This is a genomic window from Glaciihabitans sp. dw_435, from assembly GCF_018449675.1.
GTDB lineage: Bacteria > Actinomycetota > Actinomycetes > Actinomycetales > Microbacteriaceae > Glaciihabitans.
Map to the genome: position 1 here is coordinate 316,060 of NZ_JAAVUZ010000001.1, position 17,080 is coordinate 333,139.

At 64.3% G+C, this 17,080-nt stretch carries 17 protein-coding genes; 9 read left to right on the plus strand and 8 right to left on the minus strand.

The features are described from left to right. The first annotated feature begins 1 nt into the window (after position 1). The 6 genes from HB677_RS01445 to HB677_RS01470 all read left to right on the plus strand — a co-directional run bounded on the left by HB677_RS01445 (position 2) and on the right by HB677_RS01470 (position 5,101). Complete coding sequence (locus HB677_RS01445; RefSeq protein WP_213813866.1) at positions 2-436, plus strand: PTS sugar transporter subunit IIA; 435 nt, start codon at positions 2-4, stop codon at positions 434-436. Positions 437-447: 11 nt separating this feature from the next. Further along, complete coding sequence (locus tag HB677_RS01450) at positions 448-1,584, plus strand: mannitol-1-phosphate 5-dehydrogenase (RefSeq protein WP_213814140.1); 1,137 nt, start codon at positions 448-450, stop codon at positions 1,582-1,584. A 25-nt stretch (positions 1,585-1,609) separates the two neighbouring features. After that, positions 1,610-2,419, plus strand: a complete 810-nt coding sequence (locus tag HB677_RS01455; RefSeq protein ID WP_213813867.1) for a carbon-nitrogen hydrolase family protein — start codon at positions 1,610-1,612, stop codon at positions 2,417-2,419. 155 nt (positions 2,420-2,574) lie between these two features. Continuing rightward, positions 2,575-2,961, plus strand: coding sequence for a response regulator (locus HB677_RS01460; protein WP_213813868.1), 387 nt, complete (start codon positions 2,575-2,577; stop codon positions 2,959-2,961). Then, complete coding sequence (locus HB677_RS01465; protein ID WP_213813869.1) at positions 2,958-3,347, plus strand: response regulator transcription factor; 390 nt, start codon at positions 2,958-2,960, stop codon at positions 3,345-3,347. Before HB677_RS01460 ends, HB677_RS01465 begins: the two co-directional genes overlap by 4 nt. Next, positions 3,344-5,101, plus strand: coding sequence for an ATP-binding protein (locus HB677_RS01470; RefSeq protein WP_307852434.1), 1,758 nt, complete (start codon positions 3,344-3,346; stop codon positions 5,099-5,101). Before HB677_RS01465 ends, HB677_RS01470 begins: the two co-directional genes overlap by 4 nt. A gap of 66 nt (positions 5,102-5,167) precedes the next feature. On the opposite strand, the gene HB677_RS01475 is transcribed toward HB677_RS01470, so the two are convergent. After that, entirely contained in the window at positions 5,168-6,367 is a 1,200-nt protein-coding gene (locus HB677_RS01475) for an aminotransferase class I/II-fold pyridoxal phosphate-dependent enzyme (protein WP_213813870.1), read from the minus strand. An 888-nt stretch (positions 6,368-7,255) separates the two neighbouring features. Between HB677_RS01475 and HB677_RS01480 the strand changes: the two genes are divergently transcribed. The 3 genes from HB677_RS01480 (at position 7,256) to HB677_RS01490 (ending at position 10,422) form a co-directional block, all read left to right on the plus strand. Beyond that, complete coding sequence (locus HB677_RS01480; RefSeq protein WP_213813871.1) at positions 7,256-7,843, plus strand: PKD domain-containing protein; 588 nt, start codon at positions 7,256-7,258, stop codon at positions 7,841-7,843. A gap of 86 nt (positions 7,844-7,929) precedes the next feature. Next, a complete protein-coding gene (locus tag HB677_RS01485; RefSeq protein ID WP_213813872.1) occupies positions 7,930-9,258 on the plus strand; it encodes a S1C family serine protease in 1,329 nt (442 codons plus the stop codon). Positions 9,259-9,372: 114 nt separating this feature from the next. Beyond that, positions 9,373-10,422, plus strand: a complete 1,050-nt coding sequence (locus HB677_RS01490; RefSeq protein WP_255546022.1) for a glycosyltransferase family 2 protein — start codon at positions 9,373-9,375, stop codon at positions 10,420-10,422. Here the strand turns inward: HB677_RS01490 and HB677_RS01495 are convergent. Genes HB677_RS01495 through HB677_RS01525 form a run of 7 tightly spaced genes read right to left on the minus strand, consistent with a single transcriptional unit; the run spans position 10,419 to position 16,793 of the window. Next, entirely contained in the window at positions 10,419-11,936 is a 1,518-nt protein-coding gene (locus HB677_RS01495; protein ID WP_307852436.1) for a CDP-glycerol glycerophosphotransferase family protein, read from the minus strand. The genes HB677_RS01490 and HB677_RS01495 overlap by 4 nt on opposite strands. Beyond that, positions 11,933-13,189, minus strand: a complete 1,257-nt coding sequence (locus HB677_RS01500) for a CDP-glycerol glycerophosphotransferase family protein (RefSeq protein ID WP_213813874.1) — start codon at positions 13,187-13,189, stop codon at positions 11,933-11,935. The genes HB677_RS01495 and HB677_RS01500 overlap by 4 nt, the downstream gene beginning before the upstream one ends. A 40-nt stretch (positions 13,190-13,229) precedes the next feature. Then, entirely contained in the window at positions 13,230-13,532 is a 303-nt protein-coding gene (locus HB677_RS01505) for a hypothetical protein (RefSeq protein ID WP_213813875.1), read from the minus strand. A gap of 37 nt (positions 13,533-13,569) precedes the next feature. Continuing rightward, entirely contained in the window at positions 13,570-14,481 is a 912-nt protein-coding gene (locus tag HB677_RS01510; RefSeq protein WP_213813876.1) for a hypothetical protein, read from the minus strand. Then, positions 14,481-15,224, minus strand: a complete 744-nt coding sequence (locus HB677_RS01515; RefSeq protein WP_213814143.1) for an ABC transporter ATP-binding protein — start codon at positions 15,222-15,224, stop codon at positions 14,481-14,483. The genes HB677_RS01510 and HB677_RS01515 overlap by 1 nt, the downstream gene beginning before the upstream one ends. Positions 15,225-15,259: 35 nt before the next feature. Further along, positions 15,260-16,054, minus strand: a complete 795-nt coding sequence (locus HB677_RS01520) for an ABC transporter permease (RefSeq protein ID WP_213813877.1) — start codon at positions 16,052-16,054, stop codon at positions 15,260-15,262. A 46-nt stretch (positions 16,055-16,100) separates the two neighbouring features. Further along, a complete protein-coding gene (locus tag HB677_RS01525; RefSeq protein WP_213813878.1) occupies positions 16,101-16,793 on the minus strand; it encodes an NTP transferase domain-containing protein in 693 nt (230 codons plus the stop codon). Positions 16,794-17,080 lie beyond the last annotated feature (287 nt).

The following is a 17,080-nucleotide window of genomic DNA, read 5'->3' on the forward strand; positions in this document are numbered from 1 at the left end:
CATGAGCAACGTACTTGAGCTCGCACAGATCAACCTGCACGGGTCGGCAACGACACCCGCGGAGGCGATCGACGAAGCCGGACGGATCCTCGTCGCGACGGGCGCGGTAACCGATGACTACATCGGCTTCATGCACGACCGTGAAGCAACCGTGTCCACCTACATGGGCAACTTCCTGGCTATTCCGCACGGCACGAACGAGGGCAAGGACACGATCCTTCGGTCTGCGCTCTCGTTCGTGCGGTACGACAACCCGATCGACTGGAACGGCAACGAGGTTCGCTTCGTCGTCGGCATCGCTGGCAAGGACGGTGGCCACATGGAGGTTCTCTCCTCCATCGCCATCGTCTTCAGTGAGGACGACGACGTCGCGAAACTCCTCGCCGCGCAGACTCCCGAAGAGGTCCTCGACCTGCTGGGAGACATCAACGCATGAGCGCCACCAACCTGAAGGCCGTGCACTTCGGTGCCGGCAACATCGGTCGCGGCTTCGTCGGACTCATCCTGCACAACGCGGGATACGAGGTCGTCTTCGCTGACGTCAACGCCGAACTGATCGACTCACTCGCGTCGACGCCGAGCTACGTCGTCACCGAGGTGGGTGCCGGCGCGAAGACGTGGACAGTCGACAACTACCGCGCCCTCAACAGCTCGACGGCCGAATCGTCGGTCATCGACGAGATCGCCACGGCCGACATCGTGACGACGGCCGTAGGGCCGAACATCCTGCGGTTCGTTGCACCTCTCATCGCCGCGGCGATCGCCAAGCGCTCCGCCGATCTTCCGCCGCTGGCGGTCATGGCCTGCGAGAACGCCATCAACGCGACCGACGTTCTCAAGGGCGAGGTGCTCAAGTCACTGCCCGACGCATCGCTCGCCGACCGCGCGATCTTTGCCAACACCGCCGTAGACCGCATCGTCCCGGGACAGCCCGAGGGCAACGGCCTCAACGTCACCGTCGAGTCGTTCTTCGAGTGGGCCATCGAAAGTGGTCCGTTCGGTGACGCGCTTCCCGTCATCCCGGAAGCGCACTTCGTCGACGATCTCGCGCCCTACATCGAGCGCAAGCTCTTCACCGTCAACACCGGACACGCCACAGCGGCGTACCACGGCTTCGTCGCCGGGATCTCGTCCATGTCGGAAGCGTTCGCCACCCCGGCGGTCGCTGACGAGGTGCGTGCGGTTCTCGCGGAGACGAAGCAGTTGCTCGTCGCCAAGCATGGTTTTGATCCCGAGGTGCAGCAGGCGTACATCGATAAGAACATGGTGCGCTTCGCCAACCCCGAGCTCAGCGACACGGTCGACCGGGTGGGTCGCCAGCCGCTGCGCAAGCTGAGCAGGCATGAGCGTTTCGTCGGTCCGGCCGCGGAACTCGTGGAGCGAGGCATCCCGACTCCCGCGCTGGTTCGCACCATGGGCGCCGCACTCCTGTTCGATGTGCCGGAGGACCCGCAGAGCGTCGAGATGAAGGCTCTGCTGGAATCCGCCACGCCCGAAGAGTTCGTGACCCAGGTGACGGGTTTGGGCGAATCTCACGCCCTGTTCGCTCCCGTCGTCGAGGTCGTTCGGGCACGCAAAGCCTGACCCCCGCACGCCGTACCCTAACTACATGAGCACAACCGAATCCGCGATCGCCGTAGCCCAATTTGCGCCGGTCGCGGATTCGTCCGTTAACCTCCAGACCATCCGCGAGTTGACGGAACGGGCCGTGTCCCGCGGTGCCCGTCTCGTGGTGTTCCCGGAGTACTCGTCGTTCTTCGTGCCGCAGCTCGGGCAGGAACTCGTGGACGCGGCAGAGCCGCTTGACGGCGATTTTGTCCTCCATCTTGCGGACATCGCGCGCCATTTCGGGGTACATATCGTCGCCGGGCTCGTCGAAAAAATCGACGAACCGTCGCGCTTCTCCAACACGCTCGTCGCGCTGTCACCCGCGGGGGAGCTTGTCGCCACGTACCGCAAGCTGCACCTCTACGACGCCTTCGGTGGGAGCGAATCCACCTGGGTGAAGCCGGGCGACATCGAGGTGCCCGAGACGTTCCCGTTCGACGACTTCGTCGTGGGCCTGCAGACCTGTTACGACCTGCGCTTTCCCGAGGTCACGCGTCGCCTGACCGATGCGGGGGCAACTCTCGTTCTCGTGCCATCCGAATGGGTGAGCGGACCGCTGAAAGAGCACCACTGGCGCACGCTGGTCACGGCGCGCGCCCTGGAGAACACGTCCTATGTCGCGGCGGCAGACCATGCCCCGCCCGTGGGCGTCGGTAACAGCATGATCGTCGATCCGATGGGCATCGAAATCGCGACGATTGGTGAGGCAGCGGATGTCGCGGTCGCGGTCATCTCGGCCGACCGGGTGAACGCCGTCCGAACCATCAACCCGGCCGTTGCGCTTCGTCGCTTCGCGGTCGTTCCGCGATGATTTCCGGGACTCTCGCCCGTCATCGCCGCGCCACCCCTAGAATTAGCGAACGGGGTACAGGGGGAGGTTCTCATGGACGAGACAGGCTGGGTGTCGCGACATGGTCGCAGGGGCATCAGAACGCAGTGGTTGGACCACATGAACTCGCAGCCGCAGTGATCCAGGAACTGGAAAAGACTGTGGCGCGGGCGAATGGAGCGCGGGCACGCGTGCTGATCGTCGAGGACAGCGAAGACCAGCGCGAGCTCATGCGCACGTACTTCGAACGTGCCAAGTGCGAGGTCATCGCGGTGGAAAACGCGGAAGACGCCATCGCCGAATACAACGTCGAAGAGCCCGATCTCGCCGTCATTGATCTTCTTCTCCCCGGCATGAACGGGTGGGAACTTGTCAGTCGCCTTCGCAGCGACCGTCCGGCCTGCGCTATCGTCATAACGTCGGTGCTTGATGTGGCCGACTTCCCGGCATCAGAAGGTGTGTTGCCGAAGCCGTTCACCCGAGCGCAGATAAACCAGGTACTGAAGGACTGCGTTCCGGAATGAGTGCGAACCCGACCCACCGCGTTGTTGTCGCGGACGACGACAGCGACATCCGCGCGCTCGTGGCAATTGCCGTGAAGAAAGCCGGCATGGAAGTTGTTGCCGCCGCCGAAGACGGCGACCGCGCCTGGGATGTCGTCCAGGAGACCAGGCCCGATCTCGTCATTCTTGACGTCGCCATGCCCGGCATGACAGGCATCGAGGTCTGTCGATTGATCAGAGCGGATGCCTCGTTGGCAGACGTTCGCGTTCTGCTGTTGTCTGCCGCTGTCGATGAGAGCTCGCGCGAGGCGGGAATCGAAGCAGGTGCAAACGACTACCTCGGAAAGCCCTTCAGCCCACGTGCCCTCGTGTCCTGGCTGGCCACCGAGTACCAGGCGCGCCCGTGAAAACCGTGTACGGGCGGATGATGGGATTTTTGTCCGTCGATCACCCGTCACCGGCTCTTAAGCAGCTGCCAACGGCCAGCGCGTTTGCCATCGGCATCGTGCTCCTGCTCACCGTTCCGGGCATTGAAGTCACCAATGAGCTGATGGCCGTCGTCGGCATCACGCTGATGGTGACCGCCACCGTGCTGTCCGCCATCCTCACCCGCGCCGAGCACCTTGACCGGTACGCAATCTTCGTCCCCATCATCGACTTTCTCGCCATCGGTGCCTTCCGCGCGGGAACCGGCGGTACGGCCTCGCTGTTCAGTGAGCTGATCCTGCTGCCCGTCGTGTGGATCGCGGCGGAAGAGGGTCGTCGGCACATCGTGATTGCGGCGGTCGGGACATCCGTCGCCCTCCTCATGCCGTACATCCTGGGCATCACGGCGCCCAAAGACATTGCCGAGCTGTTGCGCGGCGTCTACTCGCCGTTCGTCTTCGCTCTCGCCGCGGCCATCGTGAACGAGCTGGCCAGGCAGAGTCGCGCCCAGCTGCAGTCGATCCGACGACTGGCCGATGACAAGGAAGTCATCCTGCAACGCACGGTGGAATTTGCCACGCAGCTACAGGAGAGCGAAGCGAAGATTCGTGCCGCCGATCGCCTGTTCCGTGGCGTCTGGGCTGCCGTCACCGAGCAGTCCATCATCGGAACGAACAGCAGTGGCCTGATCGATGCGTGGAACACCGGCGCCGAGAAGCTGCTTGGGCTGACGATCGACGAAGCCGAGGGCAAGAAGTACGTCTTCGAGTTCCATGTGCTCGAGGAACTGCTCGACCTCTCCCGCGAGCTCAACTACCCGCCCGGAGAGACCGTCCTCAACCCGGGATTCTCGGCGCTCGTCGAGTCCGCGCGGCTGGGGCGAGCCGAGAGTCGTGAGTGGACGTACATCCGCGCCGATGGAACCCCCGTGCCCGTTCTGCTGTCGGTCACCAAGCGTGTCGATGACACCGGCGAGACCTCGGGTTACCTGTTTGTCGCGACGGACGTTACGCAGTCCCGCGAGGTCGCGCGGCTGAAGGACGAGTTCGTTGGACTCATCTCACACGAGCTGCGCACCCCGCTCAGCTCGATCCTCGGGTACCTCGAGCTGCTGCGCGACGACGACGACAACCCGCTGTCCGAAGAACAGATCAAGTACCTCGGTGTCGCCGAGCGCAACGCGCACCGCCTGCTGCGTCTCGTCGGCGACCTGCTCTTCACCGCGCAGGTGGAATCGGGCAAGTTCCCGCTCGACCTGCACAACGCGAACATCGACAAGATCGTCAGCGGATCGGTGGAGTCGGCGCGTCCCGTCGCCGCTGCCGCGGGCATCGATCTCGTCGCCGAGCTCGACGACCGCTCGCCGTTCGTCAACGGTGACTCGGTGCGTCTCGGCCAGGCATTCGACAACCTCATCTCCAACGCGATCAAGTTCACTCCGCGCGGGGGATCGGTCACGATCGCCGTGGCCGTGACCGAGGAGACCGTCGTCGTGACCGTGCGGGACACCGGCATGGGAATCCCGGCCGCAGAACTCGACCAGCTGTACGCACGCTTCTTCCGCGCGACCACCGCGACGCGGAACGCCGTTCCCGGCGTCGGCCTCGGCCTGACGATCACCAAGGCGATCGTCACCGCTCACCGCGGTCAGCTCGACGTCGAGAGTGCAGAGGGCGTCGGAACGACGTTCAGCGTCACGCTGCGCCTGTCCGGAACCCCGGCGCTCCGCGCGTAGCTCCGGGTACCGCGGCCCGCGTGGCCCCGGTACGGCAGCTAGGCGTGTCCCGCGGTGCGGTCGCGCCTAGAGTCGGCTGAGACCGCTGAGCTGCGCCGATGCGCGCTCGAGGATGTCGAACTTCTTGCAGTACGCGAATCGCAGCAGCGAGGAGTAATCCGTCGCGTGGTCGTCACGGACAAACGCGCTGATGGGAACACCAACCACGCCAACCAGTTCCGGCATGCGGCGACTGAACTCCGCGGCATCCGTCACTCCAAAAGGCGCGGCGTCCGCGACCACAAAGTACCCGCCCTGGGGCTGGGAGATCGTGAAGCCGGCCTTGACGAGACCGGCGGAGAGGATGTCCCGCTTCGCTTTCATGGTCGCGGCGATGCCCTCGAAGAACTCGTCGGGAAGGCCAAGGCCAACGGCGATCGCGGGCTGGAACGGCGCACCATTCACATAGGTCAGGAACTGCTTGACCGCGAGGATCGCGTCGATGAGGTCGCGCGGCGCCGTCATCCAGCCAATCTTCCAGCCTGTGGTGCTGAACGTCTTGCCGCCGCTGGAGATCGTGACGGTGCGGTCGCGCGCACCCGGAAGCGAGGCGATCGGGATGTGCGGCCCGTTGAACGTCAGGTGCTCGTACACCTCGTCCGCGACGATGATCGCGTCGTGGCGATGCGCTAGCTCAACGATCAGCTCGAGGGTCTCGCGGGACAGAACGACGCCCATCGGGTTGTGAGGATTATTGATGAGGATGACCCGGGTGCGGTCGGTCACGGACTTCCGCAGCTCATCGTGGTCGGGCTGGAAGTCGGGGGAGCGCAGCGGCACGGTGACGTGCGTCGCCCGTCCCAGCCCGATGATGGCCGCGTACGAGTCATAGAACGGCTCAAAGGTCAGCACCTCGTCGCCCTCATCGGTGAGAGCCAGCAGGGTCGCAGCGAGTCCCTCGGTCGCGCCAGCGGTGACCAGCACCTCGGATGCCGGGTCGTACTCAAGCCCGTAAAAACGCTTCTGGTGCTCGGCGATCGCGTTCAGCAGTACCGGCATGCCCCGCCCTGGCGGGTACTGGTTGAAACCGTCGGTGATCGCCTTGCGGGCGGCCTCGAGCACTTCCTCGGGACCGTCCTCATCCGGGAAGCCCTGCCCCAGGTTGATGGCACCGGTGCGCAGCGCAAGGTTGGACATCTCCGCGAAGATCGTCGTCTTCAGATCGCCGTCATCACCGAGCAGCATCGCACCACGCGCCGCACGTTCCCAGGAGCCACTCACAGTCATCCCGCCAATTTACCTTCTGCCGGGCAACCTGCCTGACGCGCGCTGTCACACAGCCTGTGGATATTTCCTCAACCAGACACGCTCGCTGGTCTAGCGTCGCTGCATGCGATCACGGATGCGAGCTGTCGGGCTGACTCTGGCCTTCGCGTGCGCACTTGTGGTGAGCGGATGCACCCCGCCCCAGTCATCCCCAACACCCACGCCATCGCCCGCCGCGACCCCCGTCTTCGCGTCCGACGCCGAGGCCCTCGCGGCGGCCACCGCGGCGTACAAGAAATACATTTTGGTGTCGAACTTAGTAGCTCACAGTGGTGGGGCACAGCCTGATCGCATTAGCTCCGTTGCGACTGGCGAGGTTCTGAGGGATGACCTGTCGACGTTCGCTCGATTTCGCAGTCAGATGTTGCGCGGGACTGGATCCGCAACTTTTCGAAATTTTCGCATCCAGTCTACGGACGTCTCAACAGGTGCGATTGGCGCCTATGTGTGCCTCGACGTATCCGACACCGATGTTGTCGACGCGAAAGGTGCGTCCACTCTGACGGCAGATCGAGTAACCGTGGTGCCTTTCGAATTGAAGTTTGAACGGGGCTCTGGGGAGGATTTGCTGCTCGCCGAATCGAGCGTCTGGAAAGGAGGAAGCGTGTGTTGATCGTGATGCGAGTGGCGCTCATGTTGATCGTATCCACGAATCTCAGCCACCTCCCTGAATCTGCGGGCCTGCTTCCATCGGGAGTTTGTGGTCTATGGAGTACCTCTGGAGAAACATGCGCTGAGGTTCAAGCTTCCGTAGGCGATCGCGCGGTGGATTTAAGTGGTCGGCGAGAGACGGGCCCCTCGACAAAGCGCTCGACGCCGAATGCTTCAGGTCGAGACGGTTCCAACGGATTGAATTCAGCAACGCGTGACACCGCGACCCAAGTTCCAGATAGTCCGGTTGGCCCGGACGGGCAACCAATCGTCAGGCTGTTCGACGAGATCGGCGTGATCGGGCCGCCGACCCTTGAGGATCTCAAGAGTTTCCACCCGCAGGTAGGCGTCAGCAATATGGAGCCGAACGGCTGGACGATCGTGGGGCTGCCGACGAATTTCTTCGCGAACGCGCGCGTGAACGTTGAGAAGGGAACGCTTCTCGGTGAACCTGCCTCGGTGCGGTTCACGCCGGTGGGGTATCGGTGGTCATATGGCGACGGATCCTCGTCGCTTCTGAGTGAGCCTGGCGCGTCGTGGCAAGCGCTCGGGCTCGAGGAGTTTGACGAGACATCCACCAGCCATGTTTATGTCGCGGCTGGAAAGTACGCCGTCCAGCTCACGGTTGATTATGGTGCCGAGTACCAGTTCGCTGGCGACCCGTGGGTGCCAGTCGATGGAGTGCTGAGCATCCCTACCGCGGCTACTTCGGTGGTGGCCGGAACGGCGGAGACCGTGCTGGTGGGAGGTGATTGCACCGGAAATCCGCGCGGACCCGGCTGCTGAGAGTCCCGACAGCAGCCTCCCAGCGCAGTCAAATAATATGCTCAGGTAAGCGGAGGAAGCTGGCACCGCTGAAAGGAGCTCTCCCCATGACCGATGCGCACAACGAGCCGACACCTGAGATCACTCACTACGTCGCCTCTACACCGCCCCCTTCCGAGATTTCGGCTGAAGAACACCCCGTACTGGCCGGACCCGCCGCTCGCAAGCGCTCCGTCAGCGTTGGAGTAATCGCCGCTATCGCCGCGGCCGCCATTATTGGCGGCATTTCCGGCGCCGGCGTCGCAGTTCTCGCCGGCAACTCGAGCCAGTCCTCTTCAACCAACGGCTCTGGCACCCCCGCCAGCATCACCGTCAACGACACAAGCAAGGTCAACGCGATCACGGCAGTTGCGGCATCCGCTTCTCCGTCCGTTGTCACCATCAACGTTTCCGGCTCGACCGCAGCCGGCACCGGTTCGGGAGTCGTGCTCTCGACCGATGGCTACATCCTCACCAACACCCACGTCGTGACCCTCGATGGCGAAGCTGCCAACGCGACGATCAAGGTGACAACGAACGATGGACGGATCACCACCGCCAAACTCATCGGCACGGATCCCACCAATGACCTCGCGGTCATCAAGGTGGCGGATGCCACGGGGCTGAAGGTCGCCACGTTCGCCGACTCGACCAAGCTCAACGTGGGTGACACGGCGATTGCGATCGGTGCTCCGCTGGGGCTCTCCGGAACCGTGACCAACGGAATCATCAGCGCCCTGAACCGCAGCATCACGGTTGCGTCCTCAGCGGCACCCACGGACACCTCGGGTGAGACGCCTGCACCGCAGTCGACGGACAGCCCCTTCGACTTCTGGAACTTCGACATTCCGGGTCAGAACAACTCCGGGTCATCCACCACTTCGACGTCCACCATTTCGCTCTCTGTGATTCAGACGGATGCCGCGATCAACCCCGGCAACTCGGGTGGCGCGCTCCTTGACTCGGATGGCAAGGTCATCGGCATCAACGTCGCTATCGCGAGCGCGGGTGGCTCGTCTGACAGTTCGTCGGCCGCCGGCAGCATCGGCGTTGGTTTCGCGATTCCCGCCAGCGTCGCCCAGCGCGTCGCCGCGGAGATCATCAAGGACGGCAAGGCCACCCACGGTCTGCTGGGTGCGAATGTTCAGGATGCCGCGGACACCGCCACCACGGTCGGTGCGAGCATCAAGTCCGTTGTCAGCGGGGGCGCTGCTGCTGCGGCTGGTCTCAAGGCCGGTGACATCGTGACGAACGTCAACGGCGTGCCGATTACGAGCCCGACCGACCTGACCGCGCAGATCCGCTCGATGGCTGCAGGCGCGAAGGCCGAGGTCACCTACGTGCGCAACGGCGTCAAGGGAACCGCGACGGTCACCCTGGGTACCTACAGCTCGTAACCCTTCGGGAGCTCCTCACGAGAGGCGCGGGTCGCACCAGTACGGTGCGCCTGCGCCTCTCGTTTGTCGGCTGGTAGGCTCAACCGACCCGCTGGATCGACGCATTGGACTGAATTGGCCACCCAGGCAGACCTACCAGGCGTCTCGTACGTGATGCCGGTCCTCAACGAGGTCGACTACGTCGAAGACGCGGTCCGCACGATCCTCAGTCAGGATTACGCGGGGGAGCAGCAGCTCATTCTCGCGCTGGGACCCTCCACCGATGGCACCATGGCGGTCGTCGAGCGACTGGTCGCGCAGGACCCGCGGGTGACGTTCGTGCTCAATCCGAACCGTCACATCCCGGTCGGACTCAACCTCGCCGTGCAGGCCAGCAAGCACCCGATCATCGTGCGGGTGGATGCCCACTCCGAACTTGCCCCCGGCTACACTGCGCGCGCTGTGGAGACGCTCTTGCGCACAGGGGCCGTCAACGTCGGCGGCCTGATGAAGGCCAAGGGACGCTCGCCGTTCCAGTGGGCTGTCGCCCGCGCGTACAACAGCAAGTTCGGTCTCGGCGGCGGCACCTATCACGGTGGCGATGCGGAGGGACCGGCAGAATCGGCCTACCTTGGCGTGTTCCGGCACGAGGTTCTGACCGAGGTGGGGCTCTATGACGAGTCGTTGCGCCGCGGCGAGGACTGGGAACTCAACCTGCGCATTCGTGCGGCGGGGCACGTCGTCTGGTTCGATCCGGAACTGAAGGTCACGTACTGGCCCCGCGAAAACTGGAACAAGCTCACCCGCCAATTTTTCACCACCGGTGTCTGGCGCGGAGAGCTCGTGCGTCGCCACCCGGGCAAGAACCCGTGGCGGTTCTTCGTCCCGCCGCTGCTCGTGCTCGCTGTCGTTCTCGGTGTGGTGGGTATCGTGTTGCAGGCCACCGGCGTGCTCGGCTGGCCATGGAGCATCCTCGCCTACCTTGATTACGCAGGGCTGCTTGCGTACGCCCTCCTCGTGGTGGGCGTTGCCTTCACCATCGACCGCGGGAAGACCGCCCGAGATGCGTTGATCTTCATGCTCGTTCTGCCGACGATGCACCTGAGCTGGGGCACCGGCTTCATTCGCGGGCTGCTCCACGGCGGCCGCGACACGATGGACACCTCGCGCAGCAACCGGAATTAGTCCAGGATGCCCCGGTCGAGGATTCGACGGACGACCCGGTCAGCCGCGCCCCCGTCATCCCACGGGTTGTATCGCTTCTTCCACGCCTGATAGCGGGCGTGGTACGTGGCCTCCTCACCGGCGGGATTCGTGATGTGGGCAACGAGATCGTCGACTGTCTCGACTACGGGACCCGGCGCCGTGGGCAGCATGTCGAAGTAGAAGCCGCGAAGCTCGTCGCGGTATGACTGCACGTCGGGTGTGAAGAAGTAGATGGGCTTGCCCGTGACGGTGAAGTCGAACATCACGGAGGAGTAGTCGGTGACCAGTGCGTCGGCGGCGAGAAACAGGTCGGACACATCCGGGTAGCTCGTGACGTCAATGACGTTCGCGGCGTGCACGTCCCCGCCGTGGGCGATGGATCGGGAGTGGCCGCGCAGGAGTGTGACGTAGCCATCGCCGAGGCGCTCGGTGAACGCGGCGACATCGAGTTGGTCGGCATCACCGGGTCGGTCGTCACGCCAGGTGGGGGCGTACAGCACCACCGTGGCATCCGCTGCAATGCCGAGCGTCGCACGCATTGTGCCGCCATCGCCCGTTACCAGCGCGTCGTTGCGGGGATACCCGTCCTGCCAGACGGGGGCGACGAATCCATACGCCGTTCGGAATATGCGGGTGCTGTAGGGGTTTTGGCTGAGCAGGATGTTCCAGCGGTAGCGCTCGCGCAGGGTCGCGACGATCGTGCGCGGGTGCACCCGCTTGCGGTCGAGACCAATCTTCTTGAGCGGGGTGCCATGCCAGGTCTGCAGCACCGTCTGGAACTTACGCTTGCGGAATCGCTTGCGTAGCCAGTCGTTCACCACGATGAGGCGCACGGCGCCGCGAATGCGCCACCACTCCGTGCTTCCCTCGATGAGGGCCGTTGCCCCCTGCGGCACCTCGACCGACGCGTCGACAACGCTCCAGTAGCGAGCCGTGTTCGGGCGGGCGATCGTGAGGGCGCGATCGATCCCTCGCGGGTTGCAGGAAACGTTCTGACCGTAGAAGCTCTCGAAAAACACGGCGTCAAGCGGCGTGGGGTTGGTGGCGCGGTACTCGGCCTCGAGGCGTTGCTGGTTCGCGGGGCCCACTTCGTCATCGGCGAGAGGCGCCGCGAGCGAGAGCGTCAGTGGGTGGTCGCTGAATTCGGTGCGAAATAGCGCCGGGTACAGGCGGGGGTCGGGAAGCGTCGCGGCGAGCGTGGTGGCGGCGGACGTGTCATCCGCTGTCGGCACCTCGATCACATAATCGCCGGACGGCGGAGGCAGGGCGGGGCCGCCCCAGCGCGACGTAAGCAGGGGCAGGTCCGCAGAGAAGCCGGTGTCGGTGACAACGACCGGGGCGGTCAGCCGGAGGCGCGGTCCGATCAGCGTGATAACCGTCGGCGCGGTTCCCGTGAAATCGCCCGAGATGGACAGCGAGGGGGAGTCGTCGCCCACGATGGCAAGCGAGCGGATGGTACGGCGCGGGGTCTCGGCGTCGGTGGCGCCGGTCACGAGGCCGCCGACAGGCGGGCGGTGATCTCGTCGAGAACGCGGGCGGAATTGTGGCCATCGTTGAACGCAAAGTTGCGCGAGGCGATCATGCGGGTGTGCTCCTGGATTCGCGAGCTGAGGTCGGCGTCGACCTCCCGGGTGGAGAGAAGCGCGAGAATTTCGTCCCACGTCGAGACGTGCAGTCCGCCGCTGAACTCGTCGTATGGCTCGTACAAACCACGGGTGCGGGTGTACTCCGCGATGTCGGGGGCCAGGTACATGATCTCTCCATCGGTCAGAGCAAAATCGTAGGCGATGGAGGAGTAGTCCGTGATCAACGTGGTCGCCGCCGGGAGCAGCGGAGTGATGTCACCCTGCAGGTCGCCGCCGAGAATCGCGATGCGCGGGGAGAGCGCAGCTCCCGCGGCGTAATCGCCCACGCCAAGGGGGTGGGGTCGGATGATCAGGGTGGACCCCGTCGAATCGAGGTACTGCGAGAGCGCTCGCCACTGCTCGGCGGTGGGTACGCCGGGGTCGCGCTCGCCATCGCGCCAGGTAGGCGCGTACAGCAGTACGGGGGAGTCGCCAAGGCTGGCGAGCCCTGTCAGCGTCGCGACGCGGTCACGAGCCGCTGAGACGCGCTCGGCGGGGCTGCCGGTGGCGAGGACGTCGTCGCGCGGGTCCCCGGTGACGACAACGCGCTCGGCGGGCAGGGCGAATGCCGTGCGGATGCGGGACGCGGCGAGTTCAGACGCTGCCGGGAACAGGCTGATTCCCTGGGCGGCCCGTCGGTACATGCGGCGCAGGATGCCACGGATGGCCGACGAGTTCGGCAGGATGGGGCTCCGCATCGTCGCGGGCGAGTCAAGGTGGATCAGCTTGAGGGGGATGCCGTGCCATAGCTGCACGATGAAAGCTCCGCGGGTTCCAAAGCGGTTGGCGTCGCCGAAGCCATGCGTGACGACGAGAACCTGGGCACGCAGCGTGAGCCAGAAGCCGCGCCAGCTCGTGACCCGGACCGCGGGGATGCCGAGGGCCGAGGCATCCGTCATGTCCCGGCTATTGCGCGCCAGCCAGGTCAGATGCAGGTGGGGGTGCCGGGCATGGGTCTCGCGGTAGAGGGCGAGGGCGCCTTCGCCGACACCGCTGCCACAACCGAAGACCCAGTGGCCGGTGCGGCGGGGGACGATTGCGCTCGCGACCGCGCCGAGCGCGTAGAGGGGGAGCGCGAGAACCTTCTGGGTATTCCCTCGGGAAAAGGTAAAGCGGCTCACCTGTCGAACAGTATCAGCCGCGCCTGCAGCGACCGGTCGCCTAGAAGCTGACGGGCCACAGATACTCCTGCCCGTTGGGGCGGAACCATCGCACCATCGCGATGCTTTGGCGGGCAAGGTCGCGTCCGGAAATCGTCATCACGAGGGTGTCACCCGGCGCGAGGGTGGAGGGAGCGGTGGCCGGCATCACGCCACCGCCGTGGAGGGTGAGGGTCACCCCGGTGAGTGTTTCGGCGCCGAGATTTCGCAGGGCGTAACGCTGGGCGCGGTTCTCTCGTTCGAAGTGCCAGGGCACCCGATAGGCAATCTCCGCGCTGACAGGGGCGAGGTGGCTGTGGGTCATGATCGCACGGTAGCCGCGACATCCGACCCTCCCGGGACTACTGGGGAGAAGCGGACGTGTCCTCGTCCTGGGGAGGAGGAGAGGTCATCAGAGCCTTGCGATTCCGCGGGGACAGCTGGGGGAAGGACGGCAGCGGGGGCAGCCGGCGGAAACGCTTGGTCGGGGCATCCGCACGCTCGCCCGACCCGGTGGATTTCGGAGTCTTCGGTTGCTTGACGGCCTTGGGAGCCTTCGCCGGCTTCTCGATGCGCACCTTGGGCTCGAGCGTGAGGGGGAAGTGGTCGGGAGCGACACCGAACGCCTCCCGCGAACTCTTGACGACGCGACGACCGAGAATGTGGTTGCCGGATCCGCCGATGACGGCTCCGATGCCGAAGGGGATCGCGCGTCCGACCAGGTTGGTGCCCTGCTGCACGACGAACTTCTTCATGAAGGACTTCTTGATCTGGTCGGCGATGTGTCCCATGGCCGCCGACGGCAGGCTCTTGGTGACCATGTCGCCCCAGAAACCGGTACGGCTCGGGCCGCCGCCGGTCACCTGACCTGCCAGCTGACGCACGAGATCGGAGCCGCCGGAGCCGAGCATCATGGTCATCACGAGCGCGCGGGCGCGATCCGGGTCTTCGACCACGATTCCGTGCACCTCGGTGACGGATTGCGCGAACAGAGCGCTTGCCTCGAGGAAGCCCGCGGTCTCGACGCTGGACAGCGCGAGGGAGATTCCCACGCCGACCGCGGGGATGACGGCGCTCGCGCCCACCATCGCACCACCGGTCGTGACGGCCGCCAGATAGCGGCGCTCAAGAATGTGAATGACCTCGGCGGGCGTCGCGTTGGGCTTGCTGTGGCGGATGGCCCGGATGTGAGCGAGCACGACCGGCCGCTGCACGGAGAGCACCTTGTCGATGCCTCGAAATACGTACTGGTTACCCTGCGGTGCGATTGTCATTACTCAACAGCGTAATCCGAGTTGTAGCGATCTATGACCTCTTCAATCGGTGCATCCAGCACCAATCTTCCCTTGTCGAGGTACAGACCGCGGGTGCAGAAGCGGCGGAGGTCTTTTTCACTGTGCGAGACGAAGAACAGGGTGCGGCCACCGGCGAGCAGCTCCTCGATGCGGCGGTAACACTTCTCACGGAAACCACGGTCGCCGACGGCGAGAACCTCGTCGACGATGAGGATCGGCTCTTCCAGCCGGGAGATCACGGAGAAGGCGATGCGCACGCGCATTCCGCTGGACAGGTGCTTGTAGGGGGTGTCGAGAAAGTCACCGATTTCGGCGAAGTCGATGATCTCGTCAAATCGCGCGTCGATTTCCGCACGCTTCATTCCGTGCAGTCCCGCGGTGAGGTAAACGTTGTCGCGCACGGTGAGGTCATCGACGAACCCGCCGGTGATTTCGATCAGGGGAGCGACCCCGGCGCTGACGGTGACGGAGCCCTCATCGGGAAGCATGACCTGCGCAACGAGCTTGAGCAGCGTCGACTTGCCCTGACCGTTCCGACCCACGACGCCGATGGCCTCGCCGCGACCCACGTCGAAGGAGACATCGCGCAGTGCCCAGAACTGGTCGGGGCGTTTGCGACGGGCACCCGACGAGAGCAAGTCCTTGAAGCTACGACGCTGACGGCGGTTGCGGTTGAAACTGATGCCCAGATTGTCGACGTGGATGACCGGATCCGTCGTCATGGCACCGCCCGACACACTCGCGGTTTCGGTCACGATCAGATTCCCTTCAGGACGGTGCTGATCGACCGGCGGAAGACCAGGATGCCGACACCGAGGATGATCACGGACATCAGTGCCGAGACGACCACGGCGAACCAGTCGATCGGGTTCACAAAGAAGGATGCCCGGTACAGCTCAAAAATCCCACTGAGCGGGTTGAACGCGGCAAGGGTCTTGAATGGCCCGAGGTCCTGCAGGTTGTAGATGATGGGCGATGCATAGAAGAGGAACCGCAGAACAAGCTTGACGGCGCGCTCGAGGTCGCGGAAGAAGACTACGAGGGGAGCGACGATGAGACCGATTCCGGTAATGAGTACTGTCTGCATCACGATGGCGAGCAGGGAGTACAAGACTCCCCACCGCAGCGTGGCCCCGGCGATAATCGCGAAGATGGCGATGACCGGAAGACTCGCGATGAACTCGATGCCCTTCGACAGCACGAGGCGCAGTACCCAGATGGTGCGGGGGATCTTGGTCGAGCGGATGAGCTTCTGTTCTTTGAGGAACGCCCGCGTGGTGTCGGAGACGGCGCCGTTGAACCACATCCAGGGCAGCAACCCCGTGAGCAGGAACACGATGTACGGCTCGTGGCCCACGCCGCGGTCGAAGACCACGGTGAACACAAACCAGTAGATGCCGGCCATGACCAGCGGGTCGAGGATCGACCAGAAGTAACCGAGCGCCGAGGTGGAGTAGCGCACCTTGAGGTCGCGGCTGGTGAGCAACCACAGGGAATGGCGGTAGCGCGAGAAAGGCGTCCACACTGTGCGCGCGGGTGCTGCTACCGTCACGGGGTCCTCACTAGGGGTCTAATTCGACCCCGTGCCCCGTGGTGACTCAGACGAAGAGGTTGGCCCTCTCCAGGTCCTCGGCGAAATCAATCTCCACGGCGTAGAGGTCGGAAATATCTACCGGCTCAATGCGCAGCTTGTCCTGCTCAATTGCCAACTCTATTCCACGCTCGAAGTAGTCCTGGTCCTCAACGCGCTTCAGCTGGCGCAGAAGCACCGCCTTGTCGTCGCGGGCGATGTAGTTGATGCCGACGGCCTCGCCGAGACCGTTCTTCACGATCTTTGACAGCTCGCGGATGTAGCCCTCGGCGTCGGTCGTGTACTTGACCTCTTCGTCGGAAACCTTGGCGGTGTTGACCGACACGAAGGACTGGTCGCGGGCCACCAGCTTGGCGGCACGGACGAGAGCGTTGGGGTCGAAGACGACGTCGCCGTTCATCCAGAGCACTCCGCCGGTCGACGACGCCTGCAGTGCGCGCATCAGACTCTTGGACGTGTTGGTCTGGTCGTACTGCTCGTTGTAGACGAAGGAGGCCTGCGGGAACGCCTCAATGATGTGCTCGGACTTGTAGCCGACGACAACCGTGACGCGGGCATCCTTGCCGAACGCGTGGTTGATGTTGTCGAACTGCTGCTGCATGATGCTGCGGCCGTTGCTGAGCTCGGTCAGCGGCTTCGGAAGTGAGCGGCCGAGACGGCTTCCCATTCCGGCAGCCAGAATGACGATCTGTGTGCTCATCGTGTGGTCTCCTCTTGTTTTCGCCCCCGTCGGAAAACCTTTACGTGCTGTTTACCCGGGAGAAATGCTTCTGGACACAACGTTGTGCTTGGGCGAGTTTACCGGGCGGGGGCGCTAAATACTATGAAACTCGCGGGGGTTGTAGTCCATTCGTGATAGTCAGGTCGCAGCCGTGAGGGGTTGGTACGGTTGTGTGGTGGATTCCGAAACCGATGCGACGTCAGCTGCCCGCACGACCTCTCCACCTTCGGCGCCGTCACCAGCGCGGACGCCCCGCAAGCCCCCTG

What these genes read in the sequence shown, in the direction of transcription:
- HB677_RS01465 (WP_213813869.1), top strand. Translation starts at nt 2,958, where the DNA reads ATGAGTGCGAACCCGACCCACCGCGTTGTTGTCGCGGACGACGACAGC.
- HB677_RS01505 (WP_213813875.1), bottom strand. Translation starts at nt 13,532, where the DNA reads ATGACCCACAGCCACCTCGCCCCTGTCAGCGCGGAGATTGCCTATCGG.
- HB677_RS01485 (WP_213813872.1), top strand. Translation starts at nt 7,930, where the DNA reads ATGACCGATGCGCACAACGAGCCGACACCTGAGATCACTCACTACGTC.
- HB677_RS01515 (WP_213814143.1), bottom strand. Translation starts at nt 15,224, where the DNA reads ATGACGACGGATCCGGTCATCCACGTCGACAATCTGGGCATCAGTTTC.
- HB677_RS01475 (WP_213813870.1), bottom strand. Translation starts at nt 6,367, where the DNA reads ATGACTGTGAGTGGCTCCTGGGAACGTGCGGCGCGTGGTGCGATGCTG.
- HB677_RS01510 (WP_213813876.1), bottom strand. Translation starts at nt 14,481, where the DNA reads ATGACAATCGCACCGCAGGGTAACCAGTACGTATTTCGAGGCATCGAC.
- HB677_RS01455 (WP_213813867.1), top strand. Translation starts at nt 1,610, where the DNA reads ATGAGCACAACCGAATCCGCGATCGCCGTAGCCCAATTTGCGCCGGTC.
- HB677_RS01445 (WP_213813866.1), top strand. Translation starts at nt 2, where the DNA reads ATGAGCAACGTACTTGAGCTCGCACAGATCAACCTGCACGGGTCGGCA.
- HB677_RS01525 (WP_213813878.1), bottom strand. Translation starts at nt 16,793, where the DNA reads ATGAGCACACAGATCGTCATTCTGGCTGCCGGAATGGGAAGCCGTCTC.